Annotated in this window: 18 protein-coding genes; 9 read left to right on the forward strand and 9 right to left on the reverse strand. The window is 73.2% G+C overall.

Annotation, left to right across the window (positions count from 1 at the left end; translation table 11 throughout):
* Positions 1-54: 54 nt before the first annotated feature.
* Positions 55-1,611, reverse strand: a complete 1,557-nt coding sequence (locus AB0424_RS24850; protein WP_366308730.1) for a FadD3 family acyl-CoA ligase — start codon at positions 1,609-1,611, stop codon at positions 55-57.
* A 104-nt stretch (positions 1,612-1,715) separates the two neighbouring features.
* Here AB0424_RS24850 and AB0424_RS24855 point away from each other — a divergent pair, with 104 nt between their 5' ends.
* From AB0424_RS24855 to AB0424_RS24865, 3 genes are read left to right on the forward strand one after another with little or no spacing between them, the layout of a single operon-like run.
* Positions 1,716-2,858 (forward strand): lipid-transfer protein, encoded by a 1,143-nt coding sequence (locus AB0424_RS24855; protein ID WP_366308731.1) that lies wholly within the window; start codon positions 1,716-1,718, stop codon positions 2,856-2,858.
* Between the two features lie 6 nt (positions 2,859-2,864).
* Positions 2,865-3,296, forward strand: a complete 432-nt coding sequence (locus AB0424_RS24860) for an OB-fold domain-containing protein (RefSeq protein WP_366308732.1) — start codon at positions 2,865-2,867, stop codon at positions 3,294-3,296.
* The gene (locus AB0424_RS24865; RefSeq protein ID WP_366308733.1) at positions 3,293-4,069 is read left to right on the forward strand and encodes an enoyl-CoA hydratase/isomerase family protein; all 777 of its coding nucleotides are present in this window, start codon (positions 3,293-3,295) and stop codon (positions 4,067-4,069) included. Before AB0424_RS24860 ends, AB0424_RS24865 begins: the two co-directional genes overlap by 4 nt.
* Here the strand turns inward: AB0424_RS24865 and AB0424_RS24870 are convergent.
* On the reverse strand, positions 4,035-4,631 hold the full coding sequence (locus AB0424_RS24870; protein ID WP_366308734.1) for a hypothetical protein: 597 nt from the start codon (positions 4,629-4,631) through the stop codon (positions 4,035-4,037). The genes AB0424_RS24865 and AB0424_RS24870 overlap by 35 nt on opposite strands.
* 124 nt (positions 4,632-4,755) lie before the next feature.
* On the opposite strand from AB0424_RS24870, the gene AB0424_RS24875 reads away from it, so the two are divergent.
* Positions 4,756-5,391, forward strand: coding sequence for a hypothetical protein (locus tag AB0424_RS24875; protein WP_366308735.1), 636 nt, complete (start codon positions 4,756-4,758; stop codon positions 5,389-5,391).
* Here AB0424_RS24875 and AB0424_RS24880 read toward each other — a convergent pair.
* Positions 5,388-7,820, reverse strand: coding sequence for a PQQ-binding-like beta-propeller repeat protein (locus AB0424_RS24880; protein WP_366308736.1), 2,433 nt, complete (start codon positions 7,818-7,820; stop codon positions 5,388-5,390). The two genes, AB0424_RS24875 and AB0424_RS24880, sit on opposite strands and share 4 nt — an antisense overlap.
* Positions 7,821-7,947: 127 nt before the next feature.
* Complete coding sequence (locus AB0424_RS24885) at positions 7,948-8,751, reverse strand: VOC family protein (protein ID WP_366308737.1); 804 nt, start codon at positions 8,749-8,751, stop codon at positions 7,948-7,950.
* Between the two features lie 328 nt (positions 8,752-9,079).
* Here AB0424_RS24885 and AB0424_RS24890 point away from each other — a divergent pair, with 328 nt between their 5' ends.
* On the forward strand, positions 9,080-9,727 hold the full coding sequence (locus AB0424_RS24890; protein WP_041129739.1) for a TetR family transcriptional regulator: 648 nt from the start codon (positions 9,080-9,082) through the stop codon (positions 9,725-9,727).
* A 105-nt stretch (positions 9,728-9,832) separates the two neighbouring features.
* Here the strand turns inward: AB0424_RS24890 and AB0424_RS24895 are convergent, their stop codons facing one another.
* Complete coding sequence (locus AB0424_RS24895) at positions 9,833-10,303, reverse strand: nitroreductase family deazaflavin-dependent oxidoreductase (protein ID WP_366308739.1); 471 nt, start codon at positions 10,301-10,303, stop codon at positions 9,833-9,835.
* The gene (locus AB0424_RS24900; RefSeq protein WP_366308740.1) at positions 10,304-11,584 is read right to left on the reverse strand and encodes an acyl-CoA dehydrogenase family protein; all 1,281 of its coding nucleotides are present in this window, start codon (positions 11,582-11,584) and stop codon (positions 10,304-10,306) included.
* A gap of 107 nt (positions 11,585-11,691) precedes the next feature.
* Between AB0424_RS24900 and AB0424_RS24905 the strand changes: the two genes are divergently transcribed.
* The 3 genes from AB0424_RS24905 (at position 11,692) to AB0424_RS24915 (ending at position 14,884) form a co-directional block, all read left to right on the forward strand.
* Positions 11,692-12,864 carry an acetyl-CoA acetyltransferase gene (locus AB0424_RS24905; protein ID WP_366308741.1) on the forward strand — a complete coding sequence of 391 codons (1,173 nt, stop codon included), beginning with the start codon at positions 11,692-11,694 and terminating at the stop codon, positions 12,862-12,864.
* Positions 12,865-12,974: 110 nt separating this feature from the next.
* The gene (locus AB0424_RS24910; RefSeq protein ID WP_366308742.1) at positions 12,975-14,234 is read left to right on the forward strand and encodes an FAD-dependent monooxygenase; all 1,260 of its coding nucleotides are present in this window, start codon (positions 12,975-12,977) and stop codon (positions 14,232-14,234) included.
* Complete coding sequence (locus AB0424_RS24915; RefSeq protein WP_366308744.1) at positions 14,231-14,884, forward strand: pyridoxal 5'-phosphate synthase; 654 nt, start codon at positions 14,231-14,233, stop codon at positions 14,882-14,884. Before AB0424_RS24910 ends, AB0424_RS24915 begins: the two co-directional genes overlap by 4 nt.
* Positions 14,885-14,887: 3 nt before the next feature.
* On the opposite strand, the gene AB0424_RS24920 is transcribed toward AB0424_RS24915, so the two are convergent.
* Positions 14,888-16,768 (reverse strand): AMP-dependent synthetase/ligase, encoded by a 1,881-nt coding sequence (locus AB0424_RS24920; RefSeq protein ID WP_366308745.1) that lies wholly within the window; start codon positions 16,766-16,768, stop codon positions 14,888-14,890.
* A gap of 99 nt (positions 16,769-16,867) precedes the next feature.
* Complete coding sequence (locus AB0424_RS24925) at positions 16,868-17,512, reverse strand: TetR/AcrR family transcriptional regulator (protein ID WP_366308746.1); 645 nt, start codon at positions 17,510-17,512, stop codon at positions 16,868-16,870.
* 148 nt (positions 17,513-17,660) lie between these two features.
* On the opposite strand from AB0424_RS24925, the gene AB0424_RS24930 reads away from it, so the two are divergent.
* On the forward strand, positions 17,661-19,076 hold the full coding sequence (locus tag AB0424_RS24930) for a recombinase family protein (protein ID WP_366308747.1): 1,416 nt from the start codon (positions 17,661-17,663) through the stop codon (positions 19,074-19,076).
* A gap of 73 nt (positions 19,077-19,149) precedes the next feature.
* Here the strand turns inward: AB0424_RS24930 and AB0424_RS24935 are convergent, their stop codons facing one another.
* Positions 19,150-20,469 carry a dicarboxylate/amino acid:cation symporter gene (locus AB0424_RS24935; RefSeq protein ID WP_366308748.1) on the reverse strand — a complete coding sequence of 440 codons (1,320 nt, stop codon included), beginning with the start codon at positions 20,467-20,469 and terminating at the stop codon, positions 19,150-19,152.
* Between the last annotated feature and the right edge of the window lie 291 nt (positions 20,470-20,760).

Consider the following 20,760-nt stretch of genomic DNA (forward strand, 5'->3'; position numbering starts at 1 on the left):
AGGAGGGGCCGGGCATCTGCCCGGCCCCTCCTCCCCGTGTGCCCGCCGGGCGCCTCAGCGGGCCGCGCGGGCCCGCAGTTCGCCCTTGACGACCTTGCCGCCGGCGTTCCTGGGGAGTTCGGTGACGAACTCGACCTGGCGGGGGACCTTGTAGTTGGCCATCTCGCGCCGTGACCAGGCGATGAGGTCGTCGGCGGTGACCCGGGCGCCGGGGCGGCGGACGGCGAACGCCTTGCCGACCTCGCCGAGGCGCGGGTCGGGGACGCCGATGACGGCGACGTCGGCGATGTCCGGGTGGAGGCCGAGGAGCTGCTCTATCTCTGCCGGGTAGGCGTTGAAGCCGCCGACGATGAACATGTCCTTGAGGCGGTCGGTGATGCGCAGGTTCCCGGCCTCGTCGAGGACGCCGACGTCGCCGGTGCGGAGCCAGCCGTCGGCGTCGATCGCCGCGGCGGTCGCCTCGTCGTCCTCGAAGTAGCCGCGCGTCACGTGGTGGCCGCGGACGAGGACCTCGCCGCTCGGGGAGAGCCGGACCTCGGTGTCGGGGATGGGGCGGCCCGAGGTGGTGGCGACGGTCGCGTCCGGGTCGTCGCGGCGGCACATGGTGACGATGCCGCTGGCCTCGGAGAGGCCGTACGCGGTGAGGACCGTGCCGACGCCGAGGTCGGTGCGGAGGCGTTCGACGAGCCGGAGGGGGACGACGGCCGCTCCCGTGACGACGAGCCGGAGCGAGGTGAGGTCGTGGGCGGACCGGGCGGGGTGGTCGAGGAGCGACTGGTGGAGGGTGGGCGGTCCGGGCAGGACGGTGATGCGCTCGGCGGCGATGTGGGCGAGGACGGTGTCGACGGTGAAGACGGGCTGGGGGACGATCACGGCGCCGCGCATGAGGCAGGCGAGGATGCCGGCCTTGTAGCCGAAGGTGTGGAAGAAGGGGTTGACCACGAGGTAGCGGTCGCCTTCGCGGAGGCCGGCGAGGTCGGACCAGACCTCGTAGCAGCGCAGGCTCTGGGCGTGGCTGATGACGGCGCCCTTGGGGAGGCCGGTGGTGCCCGAGGTGTAGACGATGTCGGAGGGGGCGTCGGGGTCGAGGGCGTCGGCGCGGGCGCGGACCCGGGCGGCCGGGATCCGGTCGCCTTCGGCGAGGAACGCCTTCCAGGTGGTCCACTCCGGGGCGTCGGGGGCGGTGTCGCCGAGGACGACGGCCTTCTCCAGGTGGGGCAGGTCGACGCCGGAGCGGCGCAGCGAGGCCACGTAGGAGGTGCCGAGGAAGGTGCCGGTGACGAAGAGCAGTCGGGCCCGGGAGCGCTGGAGGACGTAGGCCGCCTCGGTGCCCTTGAAGCGGGTGTTGAGGGGGACGAGGACGGCGCCGGCGGTGACGGCGCCGAGGGCGGCGACGATCCAGTCGAGGGTGTTGGGGGCCCAGATCGCGACCCGGTCGCCGACGCGGAGGCCGGTGGCGAGACAGGCCGCGGCGGCGCGTTCGACGCGCGCGCCGAGTTCGGCGTAGGTGACGCGGACACGGCCGTCGACGACGGCCTCCCGAGCTCCGTGGCGCTCGGCCGCCGCCCGTACGAGACCGGGGATCGTGCCCCACTCCAGGTCGCCGCGCATACCCACCCTCCCTTTAGCTGACTATCCGTCAGATTAGAGGTAACCTGACGCGCTGTCAGCAGTACCGCCCCTGCCTGTCGTTGCTGTCGTACGCGGAGGTCGACGTGCTCAAGGACGCCACAGCGATCGTCGGAATAGGACAGACGGCCTTCGCCAGACACCTGCCCGAGACCGAGAAGGCCCTCGCCTGCCGGGCGATCCTCGCCGCGCTCGACGACGCCGGGATCGACCCCGGCGAGGTCGACGGCTTCGCCTCTTACACGATGGAGGAGACCGACGAGGTCGAGGTCGCCAAGTCCATCGGCGCCGGCGACGTCACCTTCTTCTCCAAGGTCGGCTACGGCGGAGGCGGCTCCTGCGCCACCGTCGGCCACCTCGCCGCCGCCGTCGCCACCGGGCAGGCGAGCGTCGGCGTCGCGTGGCGGTCCCGGAAGCGGGGCTCGGGCCCCCGCCCCTGGAAGAACACCGCCGTGCAGCTCCCCACCCCCGGCCAGTGGACCCGCCCCTACGGGCTGCTCCGCCCCGCCGACGAGATCGGCATGCTCGCCCGCCGCTACATGCACGAGTACGGCGCCACCCGCGACCACCTCTTCAACGTCGCCCTCGCCTGCCGCAACCGGGCCAACCAGAACCCCGCCGCGATCATGTACGAGCGCCCGCTGACCCGCGAGATGTACATGACCGCCCGCTGGATCAGCGAGCCCCTCTGCCTCTTCGACAACTGCCTGGAGACCGACGGGGCGCTGGCCTGCGTCATCGTCTCCGCCGAACGGGCCCGGGACTGCCGGCAGAAGCCCGTGTACGTCCACTCCGCCGCCCAGGGCCTGCCCGCCCAGCACCACGGCATGGTCAACTACTGGAACGACGACCCGCTCTCCGGACCCGCCTGGACCGCCGCCCGGCACCTGTGGAAGCAGGCCGACTTCGGCCCCCAGGACGTCGACGTCGCCCAGATCTACGACGCCTTCACCGCGCTCGTGCCGCTCTCCCTGGAGGGCTACGGCTTCTGCGGTCGCGGCGAGGGGGGCGCCTTCACCGAGGGAGGGGCCCTGGAGATCGGCGGGCGACTCCCCCTCAACACCGGCGGCGGCGGCCTCTCGGAGGCGTACGTCCACGGCTTCAACCTCATCAACGAGGGCGTGAAGCAGCTCCGCGGCACCTCCACCGCCCAGGTCCCCGACGCCGCCACCTGCCTGGTCACGGCGGGCGAGGGCGTCCCCACATCGGCCATCCTGCTGAGGAGCTGATCCCAGATGCTGACACCGGTCACCGACGAGGACGGCGCTCCCTTCTGGGAGTACACCGCCCGGGGCGAGCTCCGCGTCCAGGGCTGCGCGGCCCCCGACTGCGGCGCCCTCCGCTTCCCGCCCCGCCCCTGCTGCCCGCACTGCCGCTCCTTCGACAGCGAGTGGCGGCTGATGTCCGGCCGGGGCCGGATCTGGTCGTACGTGCTCCCCCACCCGCCCCTGCTGCCCGACTACGCCGCCCAGGCCCCGTACAACGCGGTGCTCGTGGAGCTCGCCGAGGCCCCGCACATCCGCCTCGTCGGCAACGTCGTCGCCGCCCCGGACGCACCGCTGAACTCGGTCGACCCGACCCGGCTGCGGATCGGCGCCGCGGTGCGGGTGGCCTTCACGGAGATCGACGGCGTCGCCGTCCCGCGCTGGCTCCTGGAGCGCGGGTGAGCATCCGGGTCGAGCGCGACAAGGAGTCCGGGGTCGCGGTGGTCACCCTCGACCGGCCCGCCCGGCACAACGCCCTCACCCTGGAGATGGCCCGCGAGCTCGGCGCCGTCTGGCGCGGCTTCCGCTACGAGGACGACGTCCGCGCGATCGTCGTCACCGGCGCCGGCGGGCGGGCCTTCTGCACCGGGATCGACCGGGCGGACGCCGGAAACGTGCCGCAGCCCTCCTCGCCGTACACGATCGACGACCCGCTCCTCACGATCGGCCCCAAGGCGAACGACCTGTGGAAACCGGTGGTCGCCGCCGTCGAGGGCATGGCCTGCGGCGGGGCCTTCTACCTGCTCGGCGAGGCCGAGTTCCTGGTCGCCGGGGAGGGCGCGGAGTTCTTCGACCCGCACACCACCTACGGGATGGTCAGCGCCTTCGAGACCGTCCACATGGCCCAGCGGATGCCGTTCGGGGAGGTCGCCCGGATGGTCCTGATGGGCGGCGCGGAGCGGATCTCGGCCCGGCGGGCGTACGAGACGGGGCTCGTCAGCGAGGTCACCCCGGACGGCGCGGCGCTGGCCGCGGCGTGCGGGGCGGCCGCCGTCATCGCCGGCCAGCCGACGGAGGCCGTGCAGGGGACGGTCCGCGCGCTCTGGTCCACCCGTGAGGCGACCCGCGCGCAGGCCCTCGCGCAGGCGCCGCATCTGGTGAGCCTCGGGAACCTGCCGGCGGACCGGCAGGCCGGCCTGTTCACGACGAGGGCGAAGGGGCACCGGACGCGGTAGGGGTCGCGGTGGCGTCCTGGCGCACGTCGTAGACCCAGCAGTTCTTCACCCGGTCGACGGCCTTCGGGTTCCTCATCGCGATCTCGAAGGTCTTCGTGTCCCCGCCCCCGACGGTGACGACGGTCTCGGCGGAGTCCACCGCCGAGCCCGAGGCGCCCTTGAACTCCAGGGTGACCCGGAACGTCGTCGTGTCGTAGGCCCTCGACGTGATGCGCAGGGTCGCCGTGGTGTCCGCCGAGCGGGCCGGCTTGCCCTTGCGCTTCTTCCGCGCCGGCTCCACGCAGTCGAGGACCTCGACCTTGGCCTCGGCCCGGGACGGCGAGGGGCTCGCCGTCGCCGTGGAGCCGCTGCCGGAGCCGCCGTAGTCGTCGTTGCTCTTCTCGTCGCTGGAGCAGCCGCCGCCCGAGTCGTCGTCGGACCCCGAATGGCTGCGGCTCTTGCCGCTCTTGCTCTTGCCGCTGCCGCCGCCGCTCCCGTGGCCGCTCTTGCCGGTGTGGAAGCCGGTCAGCGCGAGCACCACCACCGTCAGCGTCGCCGCGAGCTTCAGACGCGTCCGTACCATCGCCGCCCACCGTCCTTCTGTCGTGTCCGCGCCACCCTAGGGGATGGCCCGGTGCCACATGGCGGGCCCCCCACACCCGGCGTAGCGTCGGGAGCGAGAGCCGGAGCGACAGGAGGCCGCAGCGATGATCCGCAACGTCGTCGGCTCCGTCCTGGCTCTCGCCGGAGCGACGGCCGCCGTCTGGAGCCCCTTCCGTGCCTGGTACGACGGCCGTCACGGGCGGGACTACGCCCTCGACGAGCTGTTCACCGGCATCACCGGCACCACGTCCGACCTGCTCGGCTCGATCCTGCTGCCGTTCGCCTTCGCGGCCCTCCTCGCCCTCGTCGGCGTGGTGCTCCGCTCCCGGCTGCTCGTCGCCCTCGCCGGCGTCGTCGTGCTCGGCTTCACCGTCCTCTGGATGGTCCGGGTCGGGCAGGCCGAGGGCAGCCTCGTGGTCTCCGGCGACGGCCGCGGGCTCGGCGACGGCGTCGCGAACGCCTTCGGCGGCGGGATCCTGCTGCTCCTCGGCGCGCTCGTCATGTCGGGCAGAGGCCACCGCGAGCACCGGATCGACCCGGCGTACCGGCCCACCCACCCGACCCTCGACGGCCCGCCGCCCGTGACCGACGCGGCCCCGGACGCGCCGGGCCCGCACCCGCACCCCTCCGCCCCGTACGCGGCGACGCAGACCTTCGACGTGCCGCCCCCGGACCCGGAACGGGAGAACCCGCCGCCGGGGGCCTGGCCCCCGGGCGGCGGGTCCTCCGGTCGTTCCTAGCGTCCGGAGCCGCGGCCGGTGGCCGTGCCCTTCACCGCGTCGAGCGCGTACACGCAGCGGTCCTTGCTGCAGGCGTACACGACCCCGCCCTTCGCCACCGGCGAGCCGGTGATCTCGCCGCCGGTGGCGAGCTTCCAGCGGAGCTGGCCGCCGTTCGCGTCCAGCGTGTAGAGGACGTGGTCGGCCGAACCGAAGTGGACCCGGCCGTCGGCGACGACCGGCGAGCCGACGAGCTCCCCGCCCGCCGCGAACCGCCACCGGGGGGTGCCGGTGACCGCGTCGAGCGTGTAGAGCGCGCTGCCGCTGCCGACGTGGACGTTGCCGTCCGCGACGAGCACCGGCTCCGCCGACTGGCGCGGCTCCGTCGCGATCCGCCAGCGGTCCTGGCCGGTGGTGGCGTCCAGCGCGTACACCGTGCCGAGGTGGTCGGAGAGGTACACCCCGCCGCCCGTGACCGCCGGTCCCGGCGCGAACGCCGGGGGCGAGAGGAAGACCGCGGGCGCCTCGAAGTGCCAGCGCACGTGCCCGGCCGCGATGTCGATCGACAGGACCCGGGTGCCGGCGGAGACGTACACGCAGCCGTCCTCGGCCGGGGCGACCCGGACCGGCACGTTGGCGCAGGAGGCCGCGTCGCCGATCGGGTACGACCAGCGCTCCACACCGGTCCGGGCGTCGAGCGCCTGGAGCCGGGCCTCCCGCCACACGTACACGGTGTCGCCGTGCACGGCGGGCCCCGCCTCCGGGGTCTCGAAGTCCGTCTGCGCCCCGGTGATCTCCCACAGCTTGGCGCCGTTGGACGCCTCCCAGCCCTGGACGCCGCCGCCGCGCGTGCCGGTGACGACCGTGCCCCGGTCGACCTGGAGCGAGTACACCCAGGCGTCCGTGTGCAGGCGCCACCGCTCGCCGCCGTCGGTGGCGTCCAGCGCGTACAGCGTGGGGCCGTCGGAGGCGTGGATGCGGCCGGCGGCCACCGCCATCGACCAGGCCACGTCCCGCGTCTTGAACTGGCGCCGGCCGCTGCCCGTGTCCAGGGCGTGGACCTCGAAGGAGGTCACGTACAGCAGGTCGCCGTCGACGACCGGCGTCCCCCACACGTCGTTCGACATGCGGAAGCGCCACGGACGCCAGGGGCCGGGCTCCGGCGGGTGCGCGGCGGTGCTCTGGTCGGTGCCCTGCGCGGGCACGTTCAGCGGACGGGAGCCGGGCGGCGGTCCGGGCTCGGCGCCGTGCGGGCCGCCGCCGGGCGGACGGATCCAGCCGGTGGCCGGGCCCGCGTCGGCGCCCCGGCCGACGGCGAGCGCGGCACGGGTGTCGGCGACCCGGGGGCCGGGGCCGATCGGCACCGTCGCCCCGCCGAGCCGCACGGGGCCGCCCGCGCTCTCGGCGGGACCCGCGTGCCGGCCGGCGACGGGCTCGGGGTGACGGCCGCCGCCGACGGGGGCCGGCGGGCGGGAGCCGCCCGGGGACCGGTCGGGGAACCGCGGGTCGGGGAACCGCTCCGGCGGGTCCGCCGGAACCGGCGGGACCGGTGTACGGCCGCCGCCGCGGCGGCGCTCGATCATCGCCGTGGCACTGTGCGGGAGCCACGCCGACGCCGTACCGCTGTCGTCGCTGCCGGGGCCGAAGAGGTGCGGGGCCAGCTGCGCCTGGAGGTCCGCCGGGGTGGGCCGGCGGGTGACGTCCATCTGCATGCAGGACTCGATGAGGGGCCGCAGCTCGTCCGGCAGGCCCTCCAGGTCCGGGCCCTCGCGGAGCAGCATGAACACGGTCTCGACCGGGTTGGCCCCGTGGTACGGGGCGTGGCCGGTGGCGGCGAAGACCAGCATCGAGCCCAGCGAGAAGACGTCGCTGGCGCCGGTGACGCTCCGCGAGTCCCTGGCCTGCTCGGGCGACATGTAGGCCGGGGTGCCGACGGCGACGTTGGTCATGGTCAGGCGCGTGTTGGAGACGCCAGACGCGATGCCGAAGTCGATCACCCGGGGGCCGTCCTCGACGACCAGGACGTTGGAGGGCTTCAGGTCGCGGTGGACCAGGCCCGCGCCGTGGATGGACTGCAGGGCCTCGGCCACGCCGGCGGCGAGCCAGCGCACGGCCTGGGCCGGCAGCGGCCCGCACTCGTTCACTATCTCTTCGAGGGAGGGCGCCGGCACGTACGCGGTGGCCAGCCAGGGCACCGCCGCACGCGGGTCGGCGTCGACGACGGCCGCCGTGTAGAAGCCGGAGACCGCCCGGGCGGCCTCCACCTCACGGGTGAAGCGGACCCGGAACAGCTGGTCCTCAGCGAGCTCCGTGCGCACGGTCTTGATCGCCACGCGCCGACCCGAGGCCGACCGCGCCAGATAGACCAGGCCCATTCCGCCCGCGCCGAGCCGGCCCAGCACCTCGAAGGGCCCGATACGTCTCGGGTCGTGCTGCGTCAGCTGTTCCACTTGCCTGCCACCTCCCCGTACGGGCCATGAGGGTACGGCCCCGTGGCCCTGATTCTTCCTGTCCGGGGCCCCGGTTGCGAACCCGGGGGCGGATCGGGGTGTCACAGGTCATTTCGGCAGCGGGGGGTCAGCTCCCGTGGGCGGGTTCCGCGGGGGTCCTGGGCTCGGCGAGTACGGCGAAACGGGCGCCCTGGTTGTCGTGGAGGACGGCGATGCGGCCGTGCGGCGTGTCGAAGGGCGGGGTGGCGACCCGGCCGCCGAGGCGCTCGGTGACGGCGCACGCCTCGTCGCAGTCGTGGACGGCGAAGTACACGAGGACGTGGCCGGGCATCTCGGCGGGGAAGTCGTCGGTGATGACGGCGCGGCCGCCGAAGGCGCTGTCGTCGCCCGGGCGGGAGCCGGGGGGTGACCAGACGCGGTAGTCGAAGGAGGCGTCCCTGCCCTCCTCGGCGGCGTCGGCCTGGCGGCCGAGGTAGCCGAAGACGGTGGCGTAGAAGGTGTCCACGGCGTCCGGCCTGCGGGTGTACACCTCCATCCAGCAGAAGGCACCCGGTTCATTGGTGACGGCGAAGCCGTCGTCGTCGCCGGCCTGGCGGAGGCCGAAGACGGCGCCGCCGGGGTCGGCGGCGAGCGCCAGGACGCCGAAGGGGCCGACGGGGTAGGGCTCCATGACCATCTGCCCGCCGGCCGTCTTGATCCGGGCGGACAGGGTGCCGGCGTCCTCGGTGGCGAGGTACAGGGTCCAGGTGGTGGGCATGCGGCCGTCCCGCTTGGGGACGAGTCCGGCGGCGCGGCGCCCGTCGAGGAGGGCCTCGTCGCGGTCGGCGTCGAAGGTCCAGCCGAAGAGCTCGCCGTAGAAGCGCTTGCCCGCTTCCAGGTCGGGGAGCTGTGCGTCCACCCAGCACGGGGTGCCCTCAATGCGTACGGCCATGACTCCACGCTAGGACGGAGGGGGCACCCCCGCACGGTCCGCACCTCGCGAAATGCGAACAAAGTGGCGATTTATCGGGCCTTTATGCCCGCCCGACCCTTGGGATACCTGGGTTGTCCACCGAAGTTGTCCACAGGCTGTTCATAAGCCTATTCGGGTGCGGGGCCGCCTCGACCTGCTCGCGAACGACGACAAAGTGGCTTGAACCCGCCCCTCCACCCCGGCCCGCGGACCCGCGCCGACCTCGTAGAACGCCCCGGGAACGGGCCCGCACCCCATTTGCACTCGGCCGAATCGCGCGCCGATCGCCCCTCGGTAAGCTGACGGCATGACAGGACAAGTACGCACCGTCGACGGCCGCGTGGCCGGACGACGCGGCCAGGCGACGCGGCAGAAGCTGCTCGACTGCCTCGGTGAGATGCTCAGCTCCTCGCCCTACCGGGACGTCAAGGTCATCGATGTGGCCCGGAAGGCGGGTACTTCACCCGCGACGTTCTATCAGTACTTCCCGGACGTCGAGGGAGCGGTCCTCGAGATCGCGGAGGAAATGGCGAAGGAGGGCGCCGCGTTGACCGAACTGGTCTCCGGCCGCTCCTGGGTCGGCAAGGCCGGCTGGCAGACCTCCGAGGAACTCGTCGAAGGCTTCCTGGACTTCTGGCGGAAGCACGACGCGATCCTGCGGGTCGTGGACCTCGGCGCCGCCGAGGGGGACAAGCGGTTCTACAAGATCCGCATGAAGATCCTGAACTCGGTCACCAACTCCCTCACGGACGCGGTGAAGGAGCTCCAGGCCAAGGGCAAGGTCGACAAGGACGTCAGCCCCGCCGCCATGGCCGGCTCCCTGGTGGCGATGCTGGCCTCGGTCGCCGGCCACCAGAAGGGCTTCCAGACCTGGGGCGTCAAGCAGGCCGAACTCAAGCCCAACCTGGCCCTGTTGGTGCATCTGGGCATCACCGGCAAGAAGCCGACCAGATAGCACCGCCCACCCCTTCACCCGTCCTGTCGTCGACGCCGGCGGCGGCCCGTCCCCACGGACCGCCGTCGGCGTCGCCGTGTCCGGAGCCGGCGGCCCCGCGGGGCCTCACCTCCGGGTCAGCCGGAAGAGCCGGATCTCGCGCTCCACCCGCGCCTGGTACGTGGCGTACGGCGGCCAGAACTCCAGCGCCGACCGCCAGGCGGCCGCCCGCGTCTCCCCGGTGAGCAGTTCCGCCCGGACCGGCACGTCCTCGCCGTGCCAGTTGACCTCCGCCTCCGGATGGGCCAGGAGGTTCGCCGTCCAGGCGGGATGGCCGGGCCGGCCGAAGTTGGAGCCGATCAGCAGCCAGCCGCCGTCCGGCTCGGGCATGCAGGCCAGCGGGGTCACCCGGGGCAGCCCCGACCGCGCGCCGCGGGCGGTGAGGATCACCCCGGGCAGCATCCGCGCGCTGAGCAGCACCTTTCCCCGGGTGAGCCGGTGCACGGTCCGGTCCATGGCCGGGATGACGTGCGGGGCGACCCTGGCGAAGGCCCGGGTCGAGGACACCTTCTGCATCAGTTTCACTCCGACGGGCATCTACGCCGCCACCTCTCCGAAGAGTCCGGTCCGTTCCGCGGCCCGGGCGCGCAGCCGCCGGACCGGCCCGAAGAGCAGTTCGTCGGAGGCGGCCCGCTTGAAGTACAGGTGCGCGTCGTGCTCCCAGGTGAAGCCGATGCCGCCGTGGAGCTGGATGCCCTCCCCCGCGGTGGCGCGCAGCGCCTCCAGGGCGTGGGCGAGGGCGAGGGGCCCGCTCTCCGGCCCCGGGCCCGGTTCGCGCGCCGCGCAGTGGGTCAGCGAGCGGGCCGCCTCGACCTGGACGTAGAGGTCGGCGAGGCGGTGTTTGACCGCCTGGAAGGAGCCGACGGGGCGGCCGAACTGCTCGCGGGAGCCGACGTGGGCGACCGTCCGGTCCAGGGCCTCCCGGGCCGAGCCCACGGCCTCGGCGGCCAGCATGACGGCGGCGCCGCGGCCGGCGGTGGCGAGGGCGCCGAGGACGTCGGCCGGTTCCGTGCCGAGGAGTTCGGCGGCGGTGTCGCGGAACTGGACGGTGGCCTGGGTGCGGGTTCCGTCCAGGGTGGGCTGCCGGGTGCGGACGAGTCCGGGGGTGCCGGGCTCGGCCCGGACGAGGAAGAGCAGGGTGCGGCTGCGGGCGAAGCCGCCGGTGTGGGCGGCGACGAGGAGGAGTCCGGCGCTGTGGCCGTCGACGACCTGGGCGGCCTCGCCGTACAGCCGCCAGCCGTCGTCGGCGGGGCGGGCCTGGATGCCGCCGGCCCGGCCGCCGCCCGACCAGCCGTCCGCCGCGTTGTCGCCGGTCAGGCCGAGGGCGAGGGCGAGGGAGCCGCCGGGGACCGCGAGGGCGCAGGTCAGGCCGCCGTCGGCGAGGGACGGGAGGAGTTCGGCGCGCTGGTCGGGGGTGCCGAGGGCGGCCAGGAGCGGGGCGACGAGGACGGCGGTGGCGAGGAGCGGGGAGGGGGCGAGGGCGCGGCCGGTCTCCTCGCAGGCGAGGGCGAGTTCGGCGGGGCCGCAGCCGACGCCGCCGTACTCCTCGGGGAGGGCGAGGCCGGGGAGGCCGAGGGTGCCGGACATCCGGTCCCACAGGGCGGTGTCGTACCCCTCGGGGGTGGCGGCGGCCGCGCGGTTCTCGTGCGGTCCGGCCCGGTCGGCGAGGAGGTCGCGCAGGGTGCGGCGGATCTCCTGCTGCTCCTCGGTGAGCGGGGCCGCGAGCGGGGCGGCGGGCGGCGCGAAGAGCGGGCCGCCGGTGGGCGGTCCGGCCTCGTGCGGGCCGCTGTCGGACGGGGTGTTGCCGGGCGCGTCCATGGGGGCTCCCTCCGTATCTGACGGTGCGTCATGCTAGGGGCGTGCGGGGCGGGTTGCCCAGAGCGACGCCGGTCCGGATTCCCCGGATCTGATGTACCGTCAGATTCATGACCACCGCCTCCAGCACCCCCCGCGGCCCGCGCCGCGTCGCCGTCGCCGGGGTCTCCCTCTCCGACTGCGGCCGCGTCGACGAGGCCACTCCCTACGCCCTGCACGCCCAGGCCGCCCGCCGCGCCCTCGCGGACAGCGGCCTGGACCGCTCGCTGATCGACGGCCTGGCCTCGGCGGGGCTCGGCACCCTCGCCCCGGTGGAGGTCGCCGAGTACCTGGGACTGCGCCCCCGCTGGGTGGACTCGACCGCCGTCGGCGGCGCCACCTGGGAGGTGATGGCGGCGCACGCGGCCGACGCGATCGCCGCGGGCCGCGCCAACGCCGTCCTGCTCGTGTACGGCTCCACCGCCCGCGCCGACATCCGGGCCCGGCGCCGCACGGCGAACCTCTCCTTCGGCGCGCGCGGCCCCCTCCAGTTCGAGGCCCCGTACGGACACACGCTGATCTCCAAGTACGCGATGGCGGCCCGCCGCCACATGCACGAGTACGGGACCACCCTGGAGCAGCTCGCCGAGGTCGCCGTCCAGGCGCGGGCGAACGCGGCGCTCAACCCGGAGGCGATGTTCCGGGACCCGGTCACCGTGGACGAGGTGCTCGGCGGCCCCATGATCGCGGACCCCTTCACCAAGCTGCACTGCTGCCTGCGCAGCGACGGCGGCTGCGCGGTGCTGCTGGTCGCCGAGGAGTACGTCCAGGACTGCCGCACGGCCCCGGTCTGGGTGCTGGGCGCGGGCGAGCACGTCTCGCACACCACGATGTCGGAGTGGGAGGACTTCACGGTCTCCCCGGCGGCGGTCAGCGGCCGGCTGGCGTTCGAGCGGGCCGGGGTCACGCCGGCGGACATCGACGTCGCCGAGGTCTACGACGCCTTCACCTACATGACCCTGGTGACCCTGGAGGACCTGGGGTTCTGCGCGAAGGGCGAGGGCGGGGCGTTCTTCGCACAGAAGGACCGGCTGCCGGTGAACACGGACGGCGGCGGCCTGTCGGCCTGCCATCCGGGGATGCGCGGACTGTTCCTGCTGGTGGAGGCGGTCCGGCAGTTGCGGGGCGAGGCCCCGGGGCTCCAGGTGAGGCGGCCGGACGGCTCGCTGCCGGAGCTGGCGGTGGCGTCGGGGACGGGCGGCTGGTTCTGCTCCTCGGGGACGGTGGTGCTGGGGCGCGGCTGAGCCCTCGCCGAAGATCTATACAACCGTCATAGACAAGCGTGTAGGACATCCGTATAGTCATGTCCGCGGGCAGGGGAACGGCCCGCAGACACCCGACAAGGAGTCCTGCCGTGAACACCACCACCTCCGCCAAGACCGTCCTGATCTCCGGCGCCTCGATCGCCGGCCCCGCCCTCGCCCTCTGGCTCCACCGCCACGGCTTCGTCCCCACCGTCGTCGAGCGCGCCCCCGAGCTCCGCACCGGCGGCTACAAGGTCGACATCCGCGGCACCGCCATCGAGGTCTGCCGCCGGATGGGCATCCTCGACGAGGTCCGGGCCCACTCCACCGACATGCGCGGCGGCTCCTACGTCGACTCCGCCGGCCGCACCGTCGGCGAACTGCCCGCCGACATCTTCGGCGGACGCGTCGAGGAGGACGACGAGATCATGCGCGGCGAACTCGCCCGCATCCTCCACGAGCGGACCCGCGACGACGTCGAGTACGTCTTCGGCGACTCGATCGCCGCCCTCGCCGAGGACACCGACGGCGTCACCGTCACCTTCGACAGCGGCACCGTCCGCCGCTTCGACCTGGTCGTCGGCGCCGACGGCCTCCACTCGAACACCCGCAGGCTCGCCTTCGGCCCCGAGGAGCGCTACAAGCGCCACCTCGGCGCGTACATCTCCATCTTCACCGCCCCCAACCACCTCGGCCTCGACCGCTGGGAGACCTACCACGCGCTCCCCGGCAAGCTGGTCTGCGTCTACAGCTCCGCCGGCGAGAGCGACGCCAAGAACCTCTTCGTCTTCTCCTCGCCCGAACTCCCCCACGACCCCCGCGACGCCACCGCCCAGAAGCGCGCCCTCGCCCGCGCCTTCGCCGGCGACGCCTGGGAGATCCCCCGCCTCCTCGGCCACGCGGCCGACGCCGACGACTTCTACCTGGACTCCATCTCCCTCGTCGAGATGGACCGCTGGTCCAAGGGGCGCGTCGTCCTCCTCGGCGACGCCGCCCACTGCGCCTCCCCCGCCTCCGGCCAGGGCACCGGCCTCGCCCTCACCGGCGCGTACGTCCTCGCCGGCGAACTGGCCCGGGCCCACGGCGACCACACCGTCGCCTTCGCCCGCTACGAGGAGCGCATGCGGCCCGGCGTCGAGCAGAACCAGCGGATGGCCGAGGGCTTCGTCAAGGAGATGACCGTCGGCTCCCGGTGGAAGATCGCCCTGCGCATGTTCATGGTGCGGACCCTGCCGAAGACCCCCTGGAAGAACCTCATCGCCAGGAAGATCCGCGACGGCATCCAGTCGGCCGCGAACGCCGTCCCGATCGAGGACTACGCCCTGCCGGCCACCGGCGCCGCCGCTCTGCGCCCTACCGTGGCGGCATGACCGACTTCCACGCCGCCCTCCGCTCCCTGCGGGTCTGGGACACCGAACTGCCCTCCTTCGACCCGGCGGACGCCCCGGCCGCGCCCCTCGCCCTCTTCCACGACTGGTTCACCGAGGCGGTCGCGGCCGGCCAGACCGAGCCGCACACCCTCTCCCTGGCCACCGTGGACGAGGACGGCAGGCCCGACGTCCGCACGGTGATGCTGCACGACGCCGACGCGCGCGGCTGGCACTTCGCCTCGCACGCCACCAGCGCCAAGGGCCGCCAGCTCGCCGCCCGCCCCGAGGCCGCGATCGGCTTCTACTGGCCGGACCGCGGCCGCCAGGTCCGCGTCCGCGGCCACGTCACCACCGGCACCCCCGAGGAGGCGTACGAAGACCTCCACGCCCGCACCACCGGAGCCCTGGCCGCCGCTCTCGTCGGCCGCCAGAGCGAGGTCCTGGACTCCCCCGGGACGCTCGCCGCCGCGAGCGAGGCCGCCTGGCACCGGGCCGAGACCGAACCGGACGCCGCCGCCCCCACCTGGACGCTGTACGTCCTCGACCCCGTCGAGGTGGAGTTCTTCCAGGGCGACGCCCGCCGGCGCCACCTCCGGCTCCGCTACCGCCGCACACCCGACGGCTGGACCCGCGAACTCCTCTGGCCCTGACGGTCATTCGGCCCCGGCGGCGTACATCTCCTCGATCTCGCGGGCGAAGTCCCGCAGCACCGCGCGCCGTTTGAGCTTCAGCGAGGGGGTCAGATGGCCGGAGGTCTCGGAGAACTCGGTGGTCAGGACCCGGAAGGCGCGGATCGACTCGGCCCGTGACACCAGCCGGTTGGCGTCGTCGACCGCCCGCTGGAGCGCGGCCAGCAGCTCCTCGTCCCGGGTCAGCTCCCAGAGCGCCAGATGGTCCTTGCGGCGCATCCGCCGCCAGTGCGTCAGCCCCTCGTGGTCCAGCGTGACGAGGGCCGAGACGTAGGGCCGGTTGTCGCCGAGGACGATGCACTGGGCGACCAGCGGGTGGGCCCGCAGCCAGTCCTCCAGCGGGGCCGGGGCCACGTTCTTCCCCGCCGAGGTGATGACGATGTCCTTCTTGCGGCCGGTGATCCGCAGATAGCCGTCGTCGTCCAGCGAGCCGAGGTCGCCGGTGGGGAACCAGCCGTCGTCGGTGTACGGCAGGGCCGCCCCGCGCTGCGCGTCCCAGTACCCGGCGAAGACGTGGCCGCCCTTCAGCCACACCTCGCCGTCGTCGGCGATCCGGACGGAGGTCCCCGGCAGCGGCCAGCCGACGGTGCCGGTCCGCGGCCGCTGCGGCGGGGTGACCGTGGAGGCGGCCGTGGTCTCCGTCAGGCCGTACCCCTCGAAGACCTCGACGCCGGCCCCCGCGAAGAACTCCGCGAGCGGGGCGCCGAGCGGGGAACCGCCGCAGATCACGTACTTCACCCGGCCGCCGAGCGCGTTCCGTATCCGCCGGTAGACCAGCGGGTCGTACAGCGCCCGGGCGGCCCGCACGCCGAGCGAGGGCGAGGCGGCCCGCCCGTACCGGCGGGCGATCCGGGCGGCCCGGTCGAAGGCGGCGGCCTTCCCGCCACGCTCGGCGGTGGCGCGGGCGGTGTTGAAGACCTTCTCCAGGACGTACGGGATGGCGAGGAGGAACGTCGGCCGGAAGCCCGCCAGGTCGGTGAGGAGCTCCTCGCCCTCGACCGAGGGCGCGTGCCCGACCCTGACCCTGGCGCGGACGCAGCCGACCGACACCATCCGCCCGAAGACGTGGGAGAGCGGCAGGAAGAGCAGGGTGGCGGCGGGCTCCTTGCTCTCGGAGACGAAGACGGGGTGGAGGAGCCGGACGGCGTTGTCGACCTCGGCGAAGAAGTTGGCATGGGTGAGGGCGCACCCCTTGGGCCGGCCGGTGGTGCCGGAGGTGTAGATGAGGGTGGCCAGGGTCTGCGGGGTGAGCAGGCCCCGGCGGGCGGTGACGGCCTCGTCGGCGACCCGCGCACCGGCCCTGCGGAGCTGGTCGACGGCGCCCGTGTCCAGCACCCAGAGGTGGGCGAGGCCGGGCAGCTGGCGCCGTTCGGCGGAGACGAGCCGGGCCTGCCCGGGGTCCTCCACCACACAGGCGGCGGCGCCGGAGTCCTGAAGGATCCAGCGGGCCTGGAAGGCGGAGGAGGTCGGGTAGACGGGGACGGTGACCAGCCCGGCGGCCCAGGCGGCGAAGTCCAGGAGGGTCCACTCGTAGGTGGTCCTGGCCATGAGGGCGAGCCGGTCACCGGGCCGCAGGCCGTGGGCGATCAGCCCCTTGGCGACGGAGTGGACCTCGGCGGCGAACGCGGAGGCGGTCACGTCGTGCCACTCCCCGTCGGGGCCCTTGCGGGAGAAGAGCGGGGTGTCCGGGTCCTGGCGGGCGTTGTCGTACGGCAGGTCGGCGAGGGAGCCGCGCCGCACCGGGGGCACGAGCGGGGCGGCGGACACCTCCCGCACCCGCCCGTCCACCCGTGTCTTGCGCGGTTCGACCGGCTCGGTCCCGGATGCGGCGGTGGCGACGGACACGTGCGGCTCCTCGGTTAGCGCGATGAACTGAGGTCGTGCGTCGGTGCGTTGCGCCCTGCGGGGCCATGACTAGCCGGTAACCTTACTGCGCGGTAAGCCTCAACGGGGAGACCAGCGCTCGCTTTTCATGAGGTTTCCCAGACCTGACCATGCGAAGTTCATGAGCGTCGCGGCCGCCTCCCGGGCCGTCACCCCCGGCGTCTCGTTCGCCCAGCTCGCCAGCGACTCGGCCGACCCGACCAGCGCCTGCGCCAGCGCGGCCACGTCCCGTCCCGTGATCTCCGCGCCCCCCTCGGCGTCCCGGGCGGCCTCCCCGATCAGCCCGGCGACGAAGTCCGCGATCTCGTCCCGCATCCGCGCCGCCTCGGTGGCGAACGGCTCGCCCTGCGTCCGCGCCTGCCGGCTGAGCACCGCCCACGAGTCCGGGTTCTCGGCCGCGTACGTGAAGAACGCCAGCAGCCCCGCCCACAGCCGCTCGTCCACCGGCACGCTCCGGTCCTCGACGCCCGCCGCGACCGCCGCGAGCAGCACCCCCGCCTCCCGCCGGATACAGGCGGTGAACAACTCCTCCTTGGAGTTCAGATAGAGGTACACCAGCGGCTTCGACACCCCCGCCAGCTCCGCGATCTCGTCCATCGACGCCGCCTGGTAGCCGTGCCGCGCGAAGCACCGCACCGCCGCGTCCATCATCTGCCGCTCCCGCACGGCCCGCGGCAACCGCCGCGCCCTCGCCCCACCGGCCATGGCGCCCACCCGTCCCCAAGATCCTCTGGAAGCCCCGCGAAAGCGTACGCCTCGACGGACACCCCGCCGGAGACGGTCGTAACCGTAGGGCTCATATGCCTGTTTATCAGCACACAGATACATCGTCGTCCGTGACCAGGGGTGGGACATGGCCAAGCCGAGGCGCGTGGGGATCTACGTGCGGATCAGCAAGGACCGCAAGGGCCGGGAGCTCGGCATCCAGCGGCAGGAGGAGGCGTGCCGCGCGTTGTGCGGACGACTGGGGTGGGACGTCCTCAAGGTCTACGCGGACAACGACGTCTCGGCGTCGACCACCAGCCGGCGGCGACGGCCGGCGTACTCCGCACTGCTCCACGACGCCCGCGACGGGTTCGTCGACGGCATCGTCGTCCACTCCATCGACCGCCTGACGCGACGGATCAGTGAGCTGAGCAGCTTTCTGGAGGATCAGAGGCGGCACGGCTTCGCGTTCGCCACGACGGAGGGCGAGGACACCTCCACCGCCGCCGGGCGCCTGATCCTCACGATCAAGGGAGCGGTGGCCCAAGAGGAGACCGAGCGCATGTCGGAACGGATCGGTGCCTCTCTGCTGCAGCGCAGGGAACAGGGGAAGCCGCACGCGGGCGGAAAGAGGCAGTTCGGCTTCAAGGCGGGATCCCACTTCCAGGAGCTCGACGAGGCCGAGGCCGAGCTCATCCACCTGGGCTGGACGATGCTCACCGCCCTCCACCCGAAGACCCCCGGCGACGTCGCGCGTCACTGGAACGCCGAAGGGTCCACGACCCCGCAGGGTGGCGCCTGGACCATCCAGTCGGTGAAGCGCGTCTACCGGTCCGAACGGACCGGCGGCATCATCACCTACAAGGGCGAGGACATCGGGGACAGCGTCCACGGCGCTCCCCTGACCCGGGAGCAGTGGGATCGCGTCCAGAAGGTCCTCGACAGCCGTGCCACTCCGGCCGCCCAGGGTTCGGGCAAGCGCAAGCACCTCTACTCCGGCTTCCTGCGCTGCGGGAGTTGCGGCGCCGTGATGCGGGTCCAGTGGGCGACGATCCAGGGCCGGACCTTCCGCCGGACGTACTGCCACTCCGGCCAGCGCGGCAAGGACGGCCGGCTCGCCTGCGGGAAGGTCAGCCGCTCGTACGACTGGATCGCGGAGCAGCTCGACGCGACGGTCGAGGAGACCCTCCTGTCCCGGCCGCCCCGTCGGGCGGCCGCCCCCGCCGAGGATCTGGCCGGCGAGATCGGCGTTCTGAAGCGCCGGGTCCAGGCCCTTCGGATCCGCTGGAAGGAGGGCCGGATGGAGGACGACGACTTCTTCGACGCCCTGGGTCACCTGCGCGCCGAACTCGGCACCCTGCAGGCGAGGGAGGAGGAGGCGGTCGTCCGCAGGTCACATGCCGAGACCGACACGCTCGCGACCTGGAGGAACGACGACCCCGAGAACCTGGAAGGGCGCCGCGCCATCGTCGCGACCGCCATCGGTCATGTCGATGTGTTCAGCGTCGGCCGGGGCAGGCGCAAGCCGCCTGAGGCGACGTCGATCGCGATCACCCGGGCGTGACCGACCGCCCCGCCGAACGGCACGTGCCCCCGTCCGGGGCGCGGAGGGGGGCACGTGGTGGAACGAGCGACCGTCAGGCGGCCAGCACGGGCTCGGGCTCGGGCTCGTCCACCGGGGACGTCGTCACCGCGTTGTACTTGTCGACGTCGAGGATCTTCTCCCGCGAGGCCACGATGACCGGTGCGACGACTTGGCCGGCCACATTGGTCGCCGTCCTCATCATGTCGAGGATCGGGTCGATCGCCATGAGGAGGCCGACGCCCTCCAGCGGGAGGCCGAGGGTGGAGAGGGTCAGGGTGAGCATGACCGTGGCGCCGGTGAGACCGGCGGTGGCGGCGGAGCCGATCACCGAGACGAAGGCGATGAGGAGGTAGTCGCCGATGCCGAGCTGCACGTCGAAGATCTGCGCGATGAAGATCGCGGCGAGCGCCGGGTAGATCGCGGCGCAGCCGTCCATCTTGGTGGTGGCGCCGAACGGGACGGCGAAGGAGGCGTACTCCTTCGGGACGCCGAGGCGCTCGGTGACCTTCTGGGTGACCGGCATGGTGCCGACCGAGGAGCGGGAGACGAAGGCCAGCTGGATGGCGGGCCAGGCGCCCTTGAAGAAGTGGAGCGGGTTGACCTTGGCGACCGTGGCGAGCAGCAGCGGGTAGACGCCGAAGAGGACCAGGGCGCAGCCGACGTAGATGTCGGCGGTGAAGGTCGCGTACTTGCCGATCAGGTCCCAGCCGTAGTCGGCGATGGCGAAGCCGATGAGGCCGACGGTGCCGAGCGGGGCGAGGCGGATGACCCACCACAGGGCCTTCTGGAGCAGCTCCAGGATCGACTCGGAGAGGGTGAGGATCGGCTTGGCGCGGTCGCCGAGCTTGAGGGCGGCGATGCCGGCGACGGCGGCCATGAAGACGATCTGCAGGACGTTCAGCTCGGTGAAGGGCGTGATGACGTCCGTCGGGATGATGCCGGTGAGGAAGTCGATCCAGGAGCCCTCGCGCTTCGGCAGCTTGCCGTCCTGCGGGGTGAGGCCGGTGCCCGAGCCCGGGTTGGTGATCAGGCCGATCGCGAGGCCGATGCCGACCGCGATCAGGGAGGTGATCATGAACCAGAGCAGGGTGCGGGTGGCGAGCCGGGCGGCGTTGTTCACCTTCCGCAGGTTGGTGATCGAGACCAGGATCGCGAAGAAGACGAGCGGGGCGACGGCCAGCTTGAGCAGCTGGACGAAGATGTCGCCGACCTGGCCGAGGGTCTCCTTCAGCCAGGAGACGTCCTGGCTGCGGGCGATCCAGCCGAGCAGGGCGCCGAGGACCAGACCGGCGATGATCTGGACCCAGAAGGGGACCTTCGGTATGCGGGAGGAGGCCGGGGACTTCGCCTCGGGCGTCGCGGACGCGGACACAGACACACTCCACAGGTGCGTATCGGGGCACTACGGGGACGGGGGTGCGGCGCGCACGCGCTCGGGCGCGGGCCGCTGCATGATGCCGGGGAGGTCAGAGCTCGCGGCAACAGACCGCGGACATACAGCGGCAGAGATCGACGTGCAGGCGCGCCACGAGCGGGGTGCTCGCGGCATGAGAGGGGCGCACTGCTGTCGTCATGTCGAACACGTTAACACTTGAACTTTGAGAACCTCAAAGCCATTCTTTGGGGCGCGAGATCCGCTCTCCGCCTCCGAAACGCAGAACAC

This window comes from Streptomyces sp. NPDC051180 (genome assembly GCF_040689545.1).
GTDB lineage: Bacteria > Actinomycetota > Actinomycetes > Streptomycetales > Streptomycetaceae > Streptomyces.

Coding starts and splice junctions, on each gene's coding strand:
- AB0424_RS24850 (WP_366308730.1), bottom strand. CDS start 1,611: ATGCGCGGCGACCTGGAGTGGGGCACGATCCCCGGTCTCGTACGGGCG.
- AB0424_RS24860 (WP_366308732.1), top strand. CDS start 2,865: ATGCTGACACCGGTCACCGACGAGGACGGCGCTCCCTTCTGGGAGTAC.
- AB0424_RS24870 (WP_366308734.1), bottom strand. CDS start 4,631: ATGGTACGGACGCGTCTGAAGCTCGCGGCGACGCTGACGGTGGTGGTG.
- AB0424_RS24875 (WP_366308735.1), top strand. CDS start 4,756: ATGATCCGCAACGTCGTCGGCTCCGTCCTGGCTCTCGCCGGAGCGACG.
- AB0424_RS24885 (WP_366308737.1), bottom strand. CDS start 8,751: ATGGCCGTACGCATTGAGGGCACCCCGTGCTGGGTGGACGCACAGCTC.
- AB0424_RS24890 (WP_041129739.1), top strand. CDS start 9,080: ATGACAGGACAAGTACGCACCGTCGACGGCCGCGTGGCCGGACGACGC.
- AB0424_RS24895 (WP_366308739.1), bottom strand. CDS start 10,303: ATGCCCGTCGGAGTGAAACTGATGCAGAAGGTGTCCTCGACCCGGGCC.
- AB0424_RS24900 (WP_366308740.1), bottom strand. CDS start 11,584: ATGGACGCGCCCGGCAACACCCCGTCCGACAGCGGCCCGCACGAGGCC.
- AB0424_RS24905 (WP_366308741.1), top strand. CDS start 11,692: ATGACCACCGCCTCCAGCACCCCCCGCGGCCCGCGCCGCGTCGCCGTC.
- AB0424_RS24915 (WP_366308744.1), top strand. CDS start 14,231: ATGACCGACTTCCACGCCGCCCTCCGCTCCCTGCGGGTCTGGGACACC.
- AB0424_RS24925 (WP_366308746.1), bottom strand. CDS start 17,512: ATGGCCGGTGGGGCGAGGGCGCGGCGGTTGCCGCGGGCCGTGCGGGAG.
- AB0424_RS24930 (WP_366308747.1), top strand. CDS start 17,661: ATGGCCAAGCCGAGGCGCGTGGGGATCTACGTGCGGATCAGCAAGGAC.